12 protein-coding genes are annotated in these 16,008 nt (G+C 68.0%); 7 read left to right on the plus strand and 5 right to left on the minus strand.

The window, feature by feature from the left end; genetic code table 11:
• The first annotated feature begins 180 nt into the window (after window positions 1-180).
• Window positions 181-384, plus strand: a complete 204-nt coding sequence (locus ACGFH9_RS18005) for a hypothetical protein (protein ID WP_393220333.1) — start codon at window positions 181-183, stop codon at window positions 382-384.
• Entirely contained in the window at window positions 374-973 is a 600-nt protein-coding gene (locus ACGFH9_RS18010; RefSeq protein ID WP_393220337.1) for a hypothetical protein, read from the plus strand. The genes ACGFH9_RS18005 and ACGFH9_RS18010 overlap by 11 nt, the downstream gene beginning before the upstream one ends.
• Before the next feature lie 516 nt (window positions 974-1,489).
• Here the strand turns inward: ACGFH9_RS18010 and ACGFH9_RS18015 are convergent.
• The 4 genes from ACGFH9_RS18015 to ACGFH9_RS18030 form a co-directional block, all read right to left on the minus strand.
• On the minus strand, window positions 1,490-2,092 hold the full coding sequence (locus ACGFH9_RS18015; RefSeq protein WP_393220339.1) for a hypothetical protein: 603 nt from the start codon (window positions 2,090-2,092) through the stop codon (window positions 1,490-1,492).
• Window positions 2,089-2,427 carry a PadR family transcriptional regulator gene (locus ACGFH9_RS18020; protein ID WP_393220342.1) on the minus strand — a complete coding sequence of 113 codons (339 nt, stop codon included), beginning with the start codon at window positions 2,425-2,427 and terminating at the stop codon, window positions 2,089-2,091. The genes ACGFH9_RS18015 and ACGFH9_RS18020 overlap by 4 nt, the downstream gene beginning before the upstream one ends.
• Window positions 2,428-3,043: 616 nt before the next feature.
• On the minus strand, window positions 3,044-3,511 hold the full coding sequence (locus ACGFH9_RS18025; RefSeq protein ID WP_393220345.1) for an NUDIX domain-containing protein: 468 nt from the start codon (window positions 3,509-3,511) through the stop codon (window positions 3,044-3,046).
• A 24-nt stretch (window positions 3,512-3,535) separates the two neighbouring features.
• A complete protein-coding gene (locus ACGFH9_RS18030) occupies window positions 3,536-4,759 on the minus strand; it encodes a helix-turn-helix domain-containing protein (RefSeq protein ID WP_393220347.1) in 1,224 nt (407 codons plus the stop codon).
• A 382-nt stretch (window positions 4,760-5,141) separates the two neighbouring features.
• Between ACGFH9_RS18030 and ACGFH9_RS18035 the strand changes: the two genes are divergently transcribed.
• Window positions 5,142-5,396 (plus strand): hypothetical protein, encoded by a 255-nt coding sequence (locus tag ACGFH9_RS18035; RefSeq protein WP_393220350.1) that lies wholly within the window; start codon window positions 5,142-5,144, stop codon window positions 5,394-5,396.
• A gap of 589 nt (window positions 5,397-5,985) precedes the next feature.
• Complete coding sequence (locus tag ACGFH9_RS18040) at window positions 5,986-6,789, plus strand: HAD family hydrolase (protein WP_393220353.1); 804 nt, start codon at window positions 5,986-5,988, stop codon at window positions 6,787-6,789.
• A gap of 69 nt (window positions 6,790-6,858) precedes the next feature.
• Here the strand turns inward: ACGFH9_RS18040 and ACGFH9_RS18045 are convergent, their stop codons facing one another.
• Entirely contained in the window at window positions 6,859-7,605 is a 747-nt protein-coding gene (locus ACGFH9_RS18045; RefSeq protein WP_393220356.1) for an oxidoreductase, read from the minus strand.
• Between the two features lie 305 nt (window positions 7,606-7,910).
• On the opposite strand from ACGFH9_RS18045, the gene acs reads away from it, so the two are divergent.
• The 3 genes from acs (at window position 7,911) to ACGFH9_RS18060 (ending at window position 15,674) form a co-directional block, all read left to right on the plus strand.
• Window positions 7,911-9,875, plus strand: coding sequence for an acetate--CoA ligase (acs, locus tag ACGFH9_RS18050; RefSeq protein WP_393220359.1), 1,965 nt, complete (start codon window positions 7,911-7,913; stop codon window positions 9,873-9,875).
• 240 nt (window positions 9,876-10,115) lie between these two features.
• Window positions 10,116-12,908, plus strand: a complete 2,793-nt coding sequence (locus ACGFH9_RS18055) for an immune inhibitor A domain-containing protein (protein WP_393220363.1) — start codon at window positions 10,116-10,118, stop codon at window positions 12,906-12,908.
• 333 nt (window positions 12,909-13,241) lie between these two features.
• The gene (locus tag ACGFH9_RS18060) at window positions 13,242-15,674 is read left to right on the plus strand and encodes an immune inhibitor A domain-containing protein (RefSeq protein ID WP_393220481.1); all 2,433 of its coding nucleotides are present in this window, start codon (window positions 13,242-13,244) and stop codon (window positions 15,672-15,674) included.
• The last annotated feature ends 334 nt before the right edge of the window (window positions 15,675-16,008 follow it).

Genomic DNA, 16,008 nt, shown 5'->3' on the forward strand with positions numbered 1-16,008 from the left:
GAAGGCGGGGCGACGGCGGAAGCGGCCCCTAGGTCCACGGACCTCCACGGTCGCGTAGGGCGCATGTGGCGGCCGACGGTGGGTAGAGATGAATCGGCGGGAGTCTAGACAAGCATCTGATGCGAAAAGGTCGGACCCAGCAGGTACCGTTACAAGCACCCCCCTGAGAGGAGTAGTGCGATGCTTACCGCAAGTGACGCACGCGACATCCAAGTGGTGGAGTTGACCCCAGACGAGGAGCACGAGTACATCCAGAGAGAGTCCCGCCGCCTGCTGGGCATGGATGTCGAAGAGTTTCGGCAGCGCTGGGAGGCCGGCGAGTTCAGCGACAACGACGACCCGAAAGTGACTCAGGTGGCTATGCTGCTACCTGATGCCTGGTAGCAGCCCTCATGCCGCTTTCAGCGCGTTCGTCACCCCGTTGACGGACGCGCTGAACTGTGTCGTCCACCCACGCCTGGCCGTCTCTGGGGGCGGCCAAATCGTGATTAACCGGAAGCACAACCTCTATCTCACGGGTCACCAACGCGATGCGGATGGGTTCCTGCGACTGCCCCGTACGGACCTTGAATTCCGCGCCCGCATGTTCTACGTAATCATCGAGGATCAGCGAGATGGCTACGGCCCCTACCGCGTCACTACGCGCGGCTACGACTACTCCGTCCGCAAGACAGATGGAGCGGCCGTCATCGACTACCACTGGCACCCGCTGGGCCAGTCGCATGAGAAGAGACCGCACCTCCACATCGGGTCATCGCAGCTGCGACCCGATGCCGTGCTGTCGAACAAACAGCACCTCCTGAGCGGCCGGGTGACGCTTGAGTCCGTAGTGCGCGACCTCGTTGGCCTGGGCGTCCCGCCCCGCTTCGAGGACTACGCTGCCCTCCTCGACCTGTGCGAGGCTCCGCACTTGCTGCATCGGACCTGGACGAACGACTACGAGCAAGAGACTGGCCAGACTCTCTCTGAGTAATCGCGGAGCGCACGCTTGCCGTTCCACACAACAGCACGGAATCGCGCCCCTCGGCCCGCAAGGGTGGCTGATGGTTCGGCAACATCCACCGGAAGTGCCCACTACGCTGAGGCCGCCCGTTGGGTGCCGTGCATCGCGTAGCGACGGCCTCAGCGTAGTGGGCCTGTCAAGTCACGCGGGATCGGGCCGCACTAGGCTCCGGCACTCGTAAGGCAGCATAGCTAGCCGGAGCCTAGTGCGGCCCGATCCCAATTTTTCGACGACACGCCGGCAATTCATGTGATATACAACACATGCTACCTACTCCCCGGGCTGCCATCTTGATGCTCCTACAGATGGCAAGCTCGTCGGCTGCCATCTCGATGGCGGACTGTGACTCCTTCGTCCCGAAGGAACGATCACCGATCCGCGAGGTGGGCTGGCAACCCGTTGAACTTGGCCAAACGGTCCGTCACCGTCCCTGGGTGTCCGTCCTCGACCGCACCCGTCGTCACCCGTTTAGTCACCCAACGATCTCTACGACCCCATTGGGAAACGACCGACCCCGTAGATCGAATCGAGCAGGTCTCCCGGACAGTAGAAGCTGTAGGAGTCGAAGCCGTTGTCTTCGCTACCGATGCGGGTGCCCCAGTGCGGATCAGCCGTCGGGTCGAACCCGAACTCAGCTCGCACCTCCTCCGCGAAGCCGGCGGGGTCGTCGCCTTCGTAGAAGATGTGCCGCCCCTGCGGGTATAGGTTCCGCCACGCGGACCGCTGTTCTAGCACCGAGGCAGCAGGGGATGTCAGTTGCTCCCGGATAGCCCATTGGTCCCCCATCTCTCGCGCGATGCCAGGCGCTCCACGCAGCAGCATGTCGGTGGCGTACCGCGTCCCACGCACGAGCCGCGTAAGGGGAAGTCCCTCGGTGTCCCGCAGGATGAACTCCAGCTCGGCGTTCCACTCGTCGACCACATCACTTCGGGCGGCCAATGGAAGACGACGTCCGGCCAGACCAAGCAGCCAGAACGGAAGCCGCCCAAGGCGGGCACGCACTTCGTCCTTGAGCATGTCGGTAACCGCTGCCCAGACCAACGAGGCGACAAAGAGGGATACGACAGTCGCCCATGTCAGACCACTCACGCGAAGCCTCCCTCTGGCCGGAGAACACCGAACCGTCGGGCCGGTAGCGACACTTGCTCCCTCATGGCGGCCAGCTCGTACCTCGCAGCCTCAGCACCACTCGGAGTAAGCCGGTAGTAAAGGCGGACGGGACGGCCCACCTTCATGGGGTCCACCTCTTCCCGCTCCCGAACGAGCCAGCCGGCGGCGACGAGTCGCGCGAGGATTGGGTAGAGCTTTCCGCTTGGGAAGGATGTTGCCTGCATGAGGTCGTAGCCGTACCGGCCCGTCGTGGGTTCCGATAGGAACTCTCGCAGCACACGCGCGACTGCGACTGTGATCTGAACGTTGGGCATGTGCAACAGTCTTACATAGGGGTGCAACAAGTCCGGTAGTTGTCCTGCCAGGCAACGAGAACTCTTGAGGGGAGGCCCCACACATCGGTGACCATCGCCATCCCGTCTGCCGTCGACCCGCACTCCTGTGGAGCGGGCCGCCGCCCGGCCCGCCACGTCAAGACGGCCTTGACGCACGGTCGGACGCTGGCGGGTCGGGCGGTGGTCTGCTCGGCTCGCCCGGGTCGACGGCGGGCGGGATGGCTTCCCACCGCCACCACCCACGGGCCGCAAGCCGCCGTCGGAGCCCCGGCCATCCTGGAGCCGGAGCGCCCCCGCCGGAGGCGCAGTAACCGCCACTCCGCCACCTACCCGGCAGCCGCCGACGGACCCGGCGTGCGCTCCTCTACGCCGCGTGGTGCTCGCCGCGCGGCCCGGCCGGCTGACGGCCCCACCACCCACCGGGGAAACGGCCTGTCGTCATCCGGCGGCCCACCGGGCTTTCCGCTCTCCGCGCCAGCCGCCGGGCGTGTTGCGTGGCCGGAGTCGGAGCGCCAGCGGAGCGACGGACGCGCGCCCAGGCGGCGGCGCGTGCGGCCCGCTCAGGGCCGCCTTGATTGTGTATCGAAACTGCGGTCTAGATTGCGCTGCCGTGCTCGGCATACACGGACACGCCGTTACTGCGTGCTGCGATAGCGGTGCGGATTCTGCGGGCGAGTCGGGGTGGGCCGTGCTGCTCCAAGGACTCTGCGCTGACGTAGCGCCACTCGGTCAGTTCACCGTCCGCGAAGCGGATGTCCCGCTCCTGCTCGGTACCGAGTGATCCGCCATCGAAGATGAAGAGGAGCTTGTCACCTTCATGTTCGGCGGGTGCCCAGTCCACGACCAGCATCGGTCCAACCGCCGGGGTGAGGCCCAGTTCCTCTTGGATCTCGCGTATACAGGCGGCTCGGGGTGACTCGCCGGGTTCGACGTAGCCGCCGGGGATGTCCCAGTGTTTCTTGTAGCTGGGGCGCACCAGGAGCACGTGGCCTTCGTCGTTGAAGAAGAGGGCGCCGGCGGCGACGCGTGGGGTTGCCATGGGTGGCATCTCGTTGGTCGTCACCAGGGCAGCCTAGATGGACTGGGTTCAGTCGAGCACCTTGAGTCGCTGGGCCAGGCCAACCAGTTCGGCGGAGGGCTTGCCGCGCTGTCGGCGGATCCAGGTCAGGGCGAGTTCGCGGCTGAGGAAGTGGTGGCGGACCTGCTCGGGTGCCATTTGTTCGGCGTCGAGGATGACGGCCTGGGCGTCGTCGATGCGGTTCCATGAGCTGTAGGCGCGGGCGACTTCGAGGGCGTGTCGTACGCGGCGTTCCATCGGTAGGCCGGCGGTGTCGACGCGCGGGCCGAGGTCGATGGCGACTTGTAGGTCGCCGAGTTCGGCGGCGGTGGCGACGCGGTGGATGGCGACGTTGGTCGGGCCGAACGCGGTCCAGAGGTGGTTGGCGTCGGCTCCGAGTTGGCCGGCGGTGTGGTCGGCGGTGGCGAGGAAGGTGCGGGTGGTGGTGGCGTCGTTGGATCGGGCGGCGGCCATCGCACCGGAGAGGAACAGCGTCCCGTAGACGGAGAGCAGCGCCGGTGTGGCGTGCGTGAGGTGGGGCTCCAGGTAGCCGGCGGCGTCTTCAGTGAGGCGTACCGCTTCGGCGTAGCGCCCGGTGGCGTGCAGAGCGTGTCCGACGGAGCGGAACAGGGAGCCGGTGACGAGTGGGTCACCTGTGGGTCGGACGGCGGTCAGGCCGCGGTCGGCGGCGATCCAGGCGAGGTCGCTTTCGCCGAGCTTGGTGAGTTGGGTGGCGGCGAGTTGGTACGCCAAGCCGAGGAGCCGGCGCGCCTGGTCCTGATCATTGCCGTTGTGGTGGTCGGCGGCGGCCTGGGCGCGGTGTAGCAGCTCGGGCAGGCGGCTGGTCACGTACCCGAATCGGGAGTCCTGGTAGGCATCCCAGACTGCGCCCACCTCTTTCCTGAGCACGGCGACGCTCGTCGGCTCCGTGTCCGTGTCGCTGACGAAGGGGCCGAGGGCGCGGTAGTCCATCAGGGCGGCGCGGAGGGCGCGGACGGTCGTGGTGCCGCTGTCGTCGGTCCAGTCGAGTAACCCCGGTTCGCCGAGTAGATCGCCGAGTGAGACGTCGAGGACTTCGGCGAGGGACTTGATGACGGAGAGTCGGTCCAGCTCGATCCGATTGTTTTCGATCTTGCCTAACCAGTCGGCGGTACGGCCGATGAGTCCAGCTAGGACTTCCTGGGACAGGCCGCGTCGGTAGCGGTACCAGGCGACGCGTTCGCCAATGGTCAGGTTGTTGGTTCTCCCGCGCACCAGCTAACCGTCTCCCCTGCGCAGGGTTGGAACCCGGAAGGATTTTCCAGGTAACTCAGCACCATCGGCCACAGCCTGTCCCTATGCCAGCACTGAATGTATCGACCAACAGCCAACCCTGCTCCGGCTCGGGCGGGAAGTACAGCTCCGCCCACAGGACCGTCCGAACAATCAGGCGTGGTGCGGAGCGGACCCGCGCTACTGCTTGCGGATGGTGCCTGGATTGCCCGGGATCCGATTGCGCGGTGAACTGCTGAGGCTGGCTCGGGTAGGCGCTGGCGTGGCCCTCCGCCCCGAACGACGGTCCGCGACTGGCTCGCCCGCCCAGACGCCTCGCACCGTCCCGCCGCGTCGGCCGGGGGTACCGGCACCAGGCGACCTGGTGCTGATCGACGGCCAGGCGTCAGTGCAGTTCGGCGGTGATCGGGCGCTGTGGTTGCGGGTCACCTCGGTCTGCGACAAGCCGACTTATCACGGCTGGATCTGGCTGACCGGCTATTCCATCGACCTTGCCACGGACGAGGCCCTGGCCCGGCGGGAAGTCTTCGCCCAGATCGCCGGCCTCCAGATCCAGCGGCACACAAGCGCGCCATCCCATCAGCACAAGGCGCCAACCACGAGGAGACGCGGTGTTTGACGTTCGAGTACAGCTCGGGGCAGCACTGGACATCGGCGCGGCCGATCGCCTTGTGCCGTCAGACGGACCGATACGGCTATGGGTGACCGGGGTACGGCTGGTGGCGAACCGCCCTCCCCAGGACGAGTGGATCTGGGTCGAGGGCATCCGTCTCTTCCCGTCAGGCCGGCGCGGCCCTCAGACACAGATCCTGATCCGAGCGAGCAAGCTCCCAGTGCAGGGCCAAATACCGTGAACGTCGATCTGGCCGGGAGCGCTCCCCGACAAGGGACGACCCCCGTCGGGGGGAGACGGGGGTCGTCAACGGTTCGGCTCCGGGGGGGTCGAGCCGAACCACTCAGCGGTCACGGGGGGTGCAACCGCCGAGGGCCTGTCTGTTTCGGGATGTGAAAGCACGTCGTGCGGACAAGTCTGCCTGAGCGGGCCCGTCACGTCGAGTGTTGTTCACTCCACTCTGCGCGAAAATCTCCTCGCGGAATGTGAGCACGGTCACGCTGATCGGTGGTGGGGGCACCCGTCCGCAGGTCCAAGGGGTGGCCTGACCCCGGGCACCCGCCGACGATAGACCATCCGGCTAGACTTTCGCGCCGTGGGCCGAAGTGCCGCTTTCTTCGATCTGGACAAGACCGTCATCGCCAAGTCGAGCGCCCTGGCGTTCGGTCGGCCGTTCTACCGGGACGGGCTGATCACTCGGCGTGACGTCGTCAAGTCGGCGTACGCGCAGCTGATGTTCCGGCTGGGCGGCACCGACGAGCAGACCATGGCCCGAACACGGGACTACCTGGCCACGCTCTGCAAGGGCTGGCAGGTGGAACAGGTCCGCCAGATCGTCGCGGAGACACTCCACGAGCTGATCAACCCCTACGTGTACGCCGAGGCCGCCGCCCTGATCGAGGAGCACCAGGCGGCCGGGCGGGACGTGGTGCTGGTGTCGGCGTCCGGCGAGGAGATGGTCCGGCCGATCGGCGAGCTGCTCGGGGTGACCGACGTGATCGCCACCCGGATGACGGTGCGGGACGGCCGCTACAGCGGTGAGGTCGAGTTCTACGCGGCCGGTCCGAGCAAGGTCGAGGCGGTCACCGAGTTGGCCGCCGCCCGCGATTACGACCTGGCCGACTCGTACGCCTACTCCGACTCGTACAGCGATCGTCCGCTGCTGGAGTGCGTGGGGCACCCGAGCGTGGTCAACCCGGACCGGCAGCTGCGCAAGCTGGCCTCCGAGAACGCCTGGCCGGTGCTGGAGTTCCGGCATCCGATCCCGCTGGGCCGCCGTTGGCGGGAGCGGCCCGCCGTCCCGGTGGCCGCAGCTGCTCTGGGGGTCGGTGTGGGCGTGGCCATCGGCATCGCCTGGTACGGCCGGCACCGTCGAACCCGCGCCGCCGCCACCGCCTGACCCGCGCCGCCACCAGACCCGCGCCGCCGTCGCCGCCGCCTGATCCGCATGCTCGTGCAGTCCGGTTGGTCAGGCGGCCGCGAGGATCTCGTCGCCGATCGTGGTGAGCTGGTCCGCGCCGACCTCGACGGCCGCCATGTAGTGGCGTAGCCACGAGCGCAGCCCGTCCGGGGTGCCGGTGGCGAAGGCGCCGGCCGAGCCGACGTACTCAGGCTCGCGTTCGGCGTGCCCGACGTCGACGCCGAGCAGGCCGCGCGGGTCGAGGCCGCTGGCGAGCAGCACCAGCCGGGCGGCGCCGCGCGCCACCACACCGGACGGTCCGGCGAACGGGCGCAGGTTGAGCAGTTCCCCGTGTACGACGGCGGCCAGCACCAGCGGGGACACCTTCGTCCCGCCGGCCACGAGACCGGCGAGCCCGTCGAGGCGGGCGGCGACCACCGGGTCGGCGACCGGACGACCCAGCTCGGCCTCCGGCACGATGTCGCGGGCGGCGAGGACGTGCAGCCGGGCGAGAGCCTGGCGGGGCGCCTTCGGCCAGAGTTCGCTCAGGCCGGGCAGGGCCCCGGCGACCCGTAGCGCCCCCTGGAGGACCGGCTCGGTGACGGTGCCGGCCCGGACCTCCTCGCGCTCGTGCACGACGCCTTCGAGCGCCGCGCTGGCCACCGCCGACCGGAGGCTGACCTCGGCCGCGACCTGGCCGCCGTTGCGACGCAGGGCGCGGTGCCCGAGCGCCTGGTCGAAGCGTTCGCGGGCCCGGTCGACGGCGGTGGCGATGTCGGCGAGCGCGAGCAGCGGGGCGAGCGGGTCGGTGGTCACCCCGCCACGCTAGCGAGCCGGCCGGGCCGGCCAGCCCACACCCGCCCGGAACGCGAGCCTGACCACCCAGGCCAGCCGAGCCGCAGTCATGATCAACACGACTTCGCCGAAGTGGGGGCATAAAGCCGCTCGGATAGACCCACTTCGCCGATCCCGTGTCGATCAAGCGGCGAGCGGCGGGCCGTCGGGCGCGTGGCGGGGGCCGCTCGGCGCGACGGGGTGGGCAGCGGTCGCCGGCCGCAGGACCCGCGACTACCCTCGTGCCCATCGAGACGCAGGTCACCACGAGGACGAGGAGTCACGGCATGAGCGAGGCATTGGCCAATCTGCTGAACGAGACGCGCCAGTTCCCCCCGCCGGCCGAGCTCGCCGCGCACGCCAACGTCACCGTCGACGCGTACGCCGAGGCGCAGGCCGACCGGCTCGCCTTCTGGGCGAAGCAGGCCGACCGGCTGGCCTGGTCGAAGAAGTGGGACGAGGTGCTCGACTGGTCGAACCCACCGTTCGCGAAGTGGTTCGTCGGTGGGCAGCTCAACGTGGCGTACAACTGTCTGGACCGGCACGTCGAGGCAGGTCGGGGCGACAAGGTCGCGATCCACTGGGAGGGCGAGCCGGGCGACACGCGGACCATCACGTACGCCGAGCTGCACGCGCTGACCTGCCGCGCGGCGAACGCGCTCACCGACCTGGGCGTGACGGCCGGCGACCGGGTGGCGATCTACCTGCCGATGATCCCGGAGGCGGCGGTGGCGATGCTGGCCTGCGCCCGGATCGGGGCGGCGCACAGCGTGGTCTTCGGCGGCTTCTCGGCCGACTCGTTAAGCAACCGCATCCAGGACGCCAGCGCCAAGGTGGTGATCACCGCCGATGGTGGTTACCGGCGGGGCAAGCCGTCGGCGTTGAAGCCGACCGTGGACGAGGCGGTGGCGAGCTGCCCGTCGGTGGAGCACGTGCTGGTCGTCCGGCGTACCGGTGAGGACGTGGCCTGGTCGGAGAAGGACCACTGGTGGCACGAGACGGTCGAGACCGCGTCGGCCGAGCACACGGCGCAGCCGTTCGACGCGGAGCACCCGCTGTTCATCCTCTACACCAGCGGCACGACGGCCCGCCCGAAGGGCATCCTGCACACCACGGGTGGCTACCTGACGCAGGCGTCGTACACGACGCACGCGGTCTTCGACCTGAAGCCGGAGACGGACGTCTACTGGTGCACCGCCGACATCGGCTGGGTCACCGGCCACTCCTACATCGTGTACGGCCCGCTCTCCAACGGCGCCACCCAGGTCATGTACGAGGGCACCCCGGACACCCCGCACAAGGGCCGGTTCTGGGAGATCGTCGACCGGTACAAGGTCAGCATCCTCTACACGGCTCCCACCCTGATCCGGACGATGATGAAGTGGGGCGAGGACATCCCGGCCGGCTTCGACCTGTCGTCGCTGCGGCTGCTGGGCAGCGTCGGCGAGCCGATCAACCCCGAGGCGTGGATGTGGTACAGGCAGCACGTCGGTCGGGGTGAGCTGCCCATCGTGGACACCTGGTGGCAGACCGAGACGGGCGCCATCATGATCTCGCCACTGCCGGGAGTGACGGCCACGAAGCCGGGCTCGGCGATGGCCCCACTGCCCGGCATCGTCGCCGACGTGGTCGACGACCAGGGCCAGTCGGTGCCGAACGGTGGTGGCGGTTACCTGGTGCTGCGCGAGCCGTGGCCGTCGATGCTGCGCACCATCTGGGGTGACGACAGCCGCTTCATCGAGACGTACTGGTCGCGGTTCGAGGGGATGTACTTCGCTGGCGACGGGGCGAAGAAGGACGACGACGGGCACATCTGGCTGCTCGGCCGCGTCGACGACGTGATGCTGGTGTCCGGGCACAACATCTCGACGACCGAGGTCGAGTCGGCGCTGGTGTCGCACCCGTCGGTGGCCGAGGCGGCGGTGGTCGGCGCGACCGATCCGACCACCGGCCAGGCGATCGTGGCGTTCGCCATCCCGCGCGGCAGCACGGACATCGCCGGCGAGGCGGGTGAGCAGCTCATCGCGGACCTGCGCAACCACGTGGCGAAGACGCTCGGCCCGATCGCCAAGCCTCGGCAGATCATGCTGGTGGCCGAGCTGCCGAAGACCCGCTCCGGCAAGATCATGCGCCGGCTGCTGCGGGACGTGGCCGAGAACCGCTCGCTCGGTGACGTCACCACCCTGCAGGACTCCTCGGTGATGGAGCTGATCTCCTCCGGGATGAGTGGCGCGAAGTCCGACGAGGACTGACGACAGACGTACCCCATCGGTGGGTGACGGTCCGGACGGACCGTCACCCACCGTCGTCTTCTGTGAAGGTACGACCACAGCCGCAGCTTCCCGAGGTGGGGGAACGAATAACGCCTCCATCACGATCCCGCCAATCGGCTTGTTCTTCATTTAGTTTCACGAATGTCGGTGGGCCTCGATGCGCCCTGCGCTCCCGGAGTTGGCCGGCTTCCTCCGCCCATGCCCGAGAAACGGAGCGGCATGAACAGAAACTCCCATCAGGGGTCGCGCCGACGACTACTCGTCGCGCTGCCCGTCATCGCCCTCGCGGCCACCTCACTGACCGTGAGTGGCAGTGCGGCGGCACAGCCGTCCACCACCCCTCGGGCGGTGATCGGGGCTGACGAGTACTACATGAACTACGCCGAGCCCGAGGTGCAGACGGACACCACCGGCCGTGAGGTCAAGGGCAAGAACGGCATCTACACCCCCGCGGTCGACTCCGCTCGCGCGTTCGACCAGAAGCACGCGCGGGGCAACCCGGTGACCGCGCGCCAGCTCGCCCAGATCGAGGCCAAGTCGATCAAGACGGGCAAGAGCCCGCGGCAGATCAAGCAGTCGCCGACCACGCAGACGGCGAAGCTGTTGACGCTGCTTGTCGAGTTCAACGACAAGGCGAACGACGACTTCACCAACGTGATGGTCCCGAAGACGGTGTTCGAGGACCGGACCTGCGTCCCCGGCACGGTGCAGAACGGGCCGAAGCACAACAAGATCCCGGACCCGTCGCGGCTGCCGCACGAGGACAACAACTCGTTCTGGGTGCCGAACTTCTCGCCGTCGCACTACGACAAGATGCTGTACAGCAAGAAGGGCATCACCGAGCGGGTTCGTAAGGACCTGAAGGGCCCGGACGGCAAGAAGGGTGTCGACCTCTCCGGTCGCACCATGCACAACATGTACCTGGAGATGTCCAAGAACGCGTACACGGTCGACGGGCAGGCCAGCCCGTGGATCAGCGTGCCGCACTCGGAGGGCTGGTACGCGGCCAACCGCTGCACCCAGGACGAGGACGGCAACTGGGTTCCCGGCCGGGAGCAGTCGATGAACGGCCACCCGGACAACCCGGCCGGCGCGGGCCGACTGGCGACCGACGCGGTCGACGCGCTCGCCGCCAAGGTCCCCAACTTCCCGTGGGCCGAGTACGACAAGGAAGACCAGGCCGACCGCGACGGTGACGGCAACCTCTTCGAGCCGGACGGCGTGATCGACCACCTCGTGCTGGTGCACGCCGGCCAGGGCAAGTCGCGCGGCGGTGGCGACCAGGGCGTGTACGCCGTGTGGGCGCACTCCTCCTCGGTTCCGGGTGGCTACACCATCCCGGGCACCAGCCTGAAGGTGTCGAACTACATCGTTCAGCCGGAGGACGCCGGCGTCGGCGTCTTCGCCCACGAGTTCGGCCACGACCTCGGTCTGCCGGACCTCTACGACACGTCCGGCAACGCCGACTCCGACGTGGACTTCTGGGACCTGATGGCCTCCGGATCGCACTCGGGTGAGGTCTTCCAGGCGCTGCCGACGCACATGGGCATCTGGGACAAGTGGGTGCTCGGCTGGGCCGACCCGCTGACCATCCGTCCCGGCTCCAACCCGCGTGAGGTGAAGCTCGGGCAGACCTCGCGTACGCCGATCGACTCCGAGGACGGCATCAAGGTCGACCTGCCGGACAAGGTGACGGTGCTGGCGACCCCGCACAGCGGCACGAAGATGTGGCACAGCAACAACGACCAGAGCTGGGCCGACGTCAAGCTGAGCCGTTCGGTCGACGTACCCAACGCCGCGGACGCCAAGTTCTGGATGTGGAACAACTACATCATCGAAGAGGACTGGGACTTCGGCTTCGTCGAGCTCTCGACCGACGGCGGCACGACCTGGACCGAGCAGAAGGTGTACGCCGAGGGTGGCGCGGTGGTCACCACGCCGGACAACTACGGCGACCCGAACGGCCGGATGAACGACTTCGGCGGCAAGAAGTACGGCCTGACCGGCAGCACCGACGGTTGGCGGCACGACTACGTCGACCTGTCGGCGTACGCGGGCAAGACCGTCCAGGTGCGACTGCGCCTGGCCACCGATGAGGCGTTCGAGGAGCGCAACTGGTTCGTCGACGACTTCTCGGTCACCGGCGGCGGCGCGACCACGTGGAGCGACGACGTCGAGGGCGGTGCCAACGGCTGGACGACCAGCGGCGGCACCTTCGTCGACACCACCGGCGCGGGCTGGAAGATCGCCGGCGGCACCGAGGTCCACGCGCAGTACTACCTGGCCGAGTGGCGCAACTTCGACGGCTTCGACAAGGGCCTGAAGTACGCCTACGACACCATCTACTCGCACGAGGCGTGGAAGGTCGACCGGATCTCCTACAACGCCCCGGGCATGCTGGTGTGGTACCGGGACAGCGCGCTCGGCGACGTCAACCACGTCACCGGGCAGATGACCGCGCTGCCCAGCTACGGCGCGAAGGGCGGGCTGCTCATCGTCGACTCGCACTTCGACCCGCTGCGGCGTACCGGCACGGCGGCCGAGAAGGACCCGTCGGTGACGGACAACCTGCCGAGCCGTCCGCAGTCGTCGAACGCGGCCTTCACGCTCCAGAAGACGTACCCCTTCACGGAGTGCCTGGAGGCGGCGGACGAGCCGTACAGCGCGTACTGCACCAAGTTCAAGGCGCAGGCGCCGGTGAAGAGCTTCACCGACGCCAAGGGCTGGTACCCGGGCATCGAGATGCGTGACGGGGCTCCGTACGCGCGGGACAACGACGCCTCGGTCGTGGTGCCGTCGCGCGGCGGTGCGGCGTACACCACCCGGGTGACCAACCCGGACGGCAGCCCGGCGCCGGAGTTCTACGGCGTCACGCTGGGCGGCGGCGCGATCGTGCTCGGCACCGGTAACCCGGGCGACGCGGGCGTGCAGAACGGCGTCTCGTTGACGATCCGGAAGACCGCGAAGGACAACTCGTCCGCCACGATCTACGTCACACCGGCGAAGAAGTGACGGTTTAGCGGGTTCGGCAACTGATGGTGGGGCCGGTGGCGGGAACGCCACCGGCCCCACTGTCGTAACACCTGATCTCATTGATCGAAATGCATCGCTGCTGACGATGCCGGCCGGTCCGGCCCGGTTCGAGCGCAGATGAAGCGCGAGGGTGTGACGGTGAAAAGCTTTCCCAACAAGATCTTGCAACAAAACGACGCGCACATCTTCCCACCCGTCGCAGCAGTGTCTATGTTCACCAAAGGTCCCACTAGTGGGACTGATTCATCGCCGGTCCATACCCCCTTTGGGCCGGCTCCCTCACACCGGAGGTACCACGTGCGCAAAGTCGCAGTGGGTCTGCTCGGGCTCTCACTGACGGCGACGGGGCTGGCGTTCGGACCGTCCGCCAGTGCCGCGCCGCAGCCGAAGTTGCCGGCCGCTCCGTCGGTCGCCGAGCCCGCCCTTGCCGACCACGACCTGCCGAACCCGCTGGAGGACAAGCGGCGTGCGCTGCGCCAGGAGGGCCTCAGCAAGGTCCTGTCCGGCAAGGCCAAGGCCGAGAAGATCAACGGCAGCACGGTCGTCAAGGTCGGCAAGACCCAGTCCGACACGGCCACCGCCCGCACCGCTGGGGCGGGCACGGCCCAGACCGAGGACCAGTACGTCGAACTCTCCCGTGAACGGACCGACAAGATCTTCGTGATCCTTGCCGAGTTCGGCAACGAGCGACACCCGAACTACCCGGACAAGAACATCGACCCCGACATCGAGGGGCCGACCAAGTTCGACGGGCCGCTGAACAACCAGATCCCGGCGCCCAACCGGGCGGTGGACAACTCCACCGTCTGGCAGCCGGACTACAACGCCGACCACTACCGGCAGCTCTACTTCGGCACCAACCCCGGTGACGAGTCGCTGAAGCAGTACTACGAGGCCCAGTCCTCGGGTCGCTACAGCGTCGAGGGCGAGGTCACCGACTGGGTCAAGGTCAAGTACAACGAGGCCCGGTACGGGCGCTCCGACGACCCGATCGCCGACGACGACACCGCCAACCCGGCCAACGACCCGGCGGTCTGCGACACCAACGTCTGCGACAACACCTGGGCGCTGGTCCGCGACGCCGCCAACCAGTGGGTCCTCGACCAGAAGGCCGCCGGTCGCACCGACGCGCAGATCGCCGCCGACGTCAAGTCGATGGACCAGTACGACCGGTACGACTACGACGGCGACGGCAACTTCAACGAGCCGGACGGCTACATCGACCACTTCCAGATCGTCCACTCCGGCGGCGACCAGGCCGACCGCGACCCTGCCCAGGGTGAGGACGCCATCTGGAGTCACCGCTGGTACGCGTACGCCTCGGACCAGGGCAACACCGGCCCGGAGGACTTCCCTGCCGGCGGCACCCAGATCGGTGACACCGGCGTCTGGATCGGTGATTACACCATCCAGCCGGAGAACGGTGGCCGGAGCGTCTTCTACCACGAGTACGGCCACGACCTCGGTCTGCCGGACGACTACAACACCATCAACAATGGCGACAACAACAACGAGCACTGGACCCTGATGGCCCAGAGCCGCCTCGGTGGCAAGAACGACGGCGGCATCGGCGAGCGCGGCGGCGACCTCGGCGCATGGAACAAGCTCCAGCTCGGCTGGCTCGACCACGACACGATCGGGCTGGGCGAGAAGCGCACCGTGAAGCTCGGCCCGCAGGAGTACAACTCGCCGGAGGCGCAGGCCGCCGTCGTCGTACTCCCCGACCGTGACTACACCTTCTCGAACGGCGCGCCGTTCGAGGGCAGCAAGCAGTTCTTCACGGGCAACGAGGACAACCTCAACAGCACGATGACCCGGACGCTGGACCTCACCGGGAAGTCGTCGGCAGCCTTGACCATGAAGGGCCGCTACAACATCGAGGCCGGGTTCGACTACCTGTTCTTCGAGGCCTCCACCGACGGCGGCAAGACCTGGGCGACCCTGCCCGGCACCGTCAACGGCAACCCGCTGAAGGAGATCTCCCCCGGGCGCTTCGCCCTGGACGGCTCCAGCGGCGGCAAGTGGGTCGACGTCAACATCCCGATGAACTCCGCGGCGGGCAAGGTCGTGCAGTTCCGGCTGCGCTACCAGACCGACGGCGGTCTGTCCCGGGGCGGCTTCTACGGTGACGCGATCACTGTGACCGCCGACGGCCAGACCGTGTTGACCGACGGTGGCGAGACGGGTGCCAACGGCTGGACCTTCGCCGGCAAGTTCGAGATCGCCGGGGCCACCTACACCAAGGCGTTCGACAACTACTACATCGCCGGCACCCGGTCGTACACCTCGTACGACAAGTACCTCAAGACCGGCCCGTACTACTTCGGCTACGAGAACACCCGCCCCGACCTGGTCGACCACTACGCGTACCAGGAGGGTCTGTTGATCTCCTACTGGAACCTGCGGTGGGCGGACAACGACACGTTCGAGCACCCGGGTGAGGGTCGGAACCTGATCATCGATGCGCACCCGCGGCCGCTGTACAACCTGACCGGCGCCCCCTGGCGGGCCCGCGTCCAGGTCTACGACGCGCCGTTCGGCCTGAAGAAGGCGGACTCGTTCACGCTGCACATCGACAGCCAGGCGAACTACGTTCGTGGCCAGGCTGCGCAGCCGCTGTTCGACGACACCCAGCAGTACTGGTACCCGGAGCTGCCGAACCACGGCGTCAAGCTCCCCGCTACCGGCCGGAAGATCAAGGTTGTGTCCCAGGACGGCATCTACACCAACGTCCGCTTCTCCTGATCGTCGGTAACAGGCAACACCCGCACCTCAGCGATGCCCGGGCAGGTCACCTGCCCGGGCATCGCCCTTTCCGGGGGAACGACGACCGGGTGACGCGCGTCGGATCATCCGTGCACCCGCGAACCCGCACCACGTCGACCGGCGCCGCTCTGGCCGCCCTGCTGGCGCTCGCCGGGTGCGCCGGAACGCGACACGAAGGAGCGACCGTGTCCGCCGAGCAGACGCCCTCCGACATCCCCTCGACCGGCGCGCCGACCAGACCCGTCGAACCCACGCCGTCGTCGCCCGCCGCGCAGGCCGACCGACGCCCGCAGGGCCAACGCACTCGCCGGGC

Origin of the sequence: Micromonospora sp. NPDC049102 (genome assembly GCF_043197485.1) — a bacterium.
In the GTDB taxonomy this organism is placed as follows: Bacteria; Actinomycetota; Actinomycetes; order Mycobacteriales; family Micromonosporaceae; genus Micromonospora.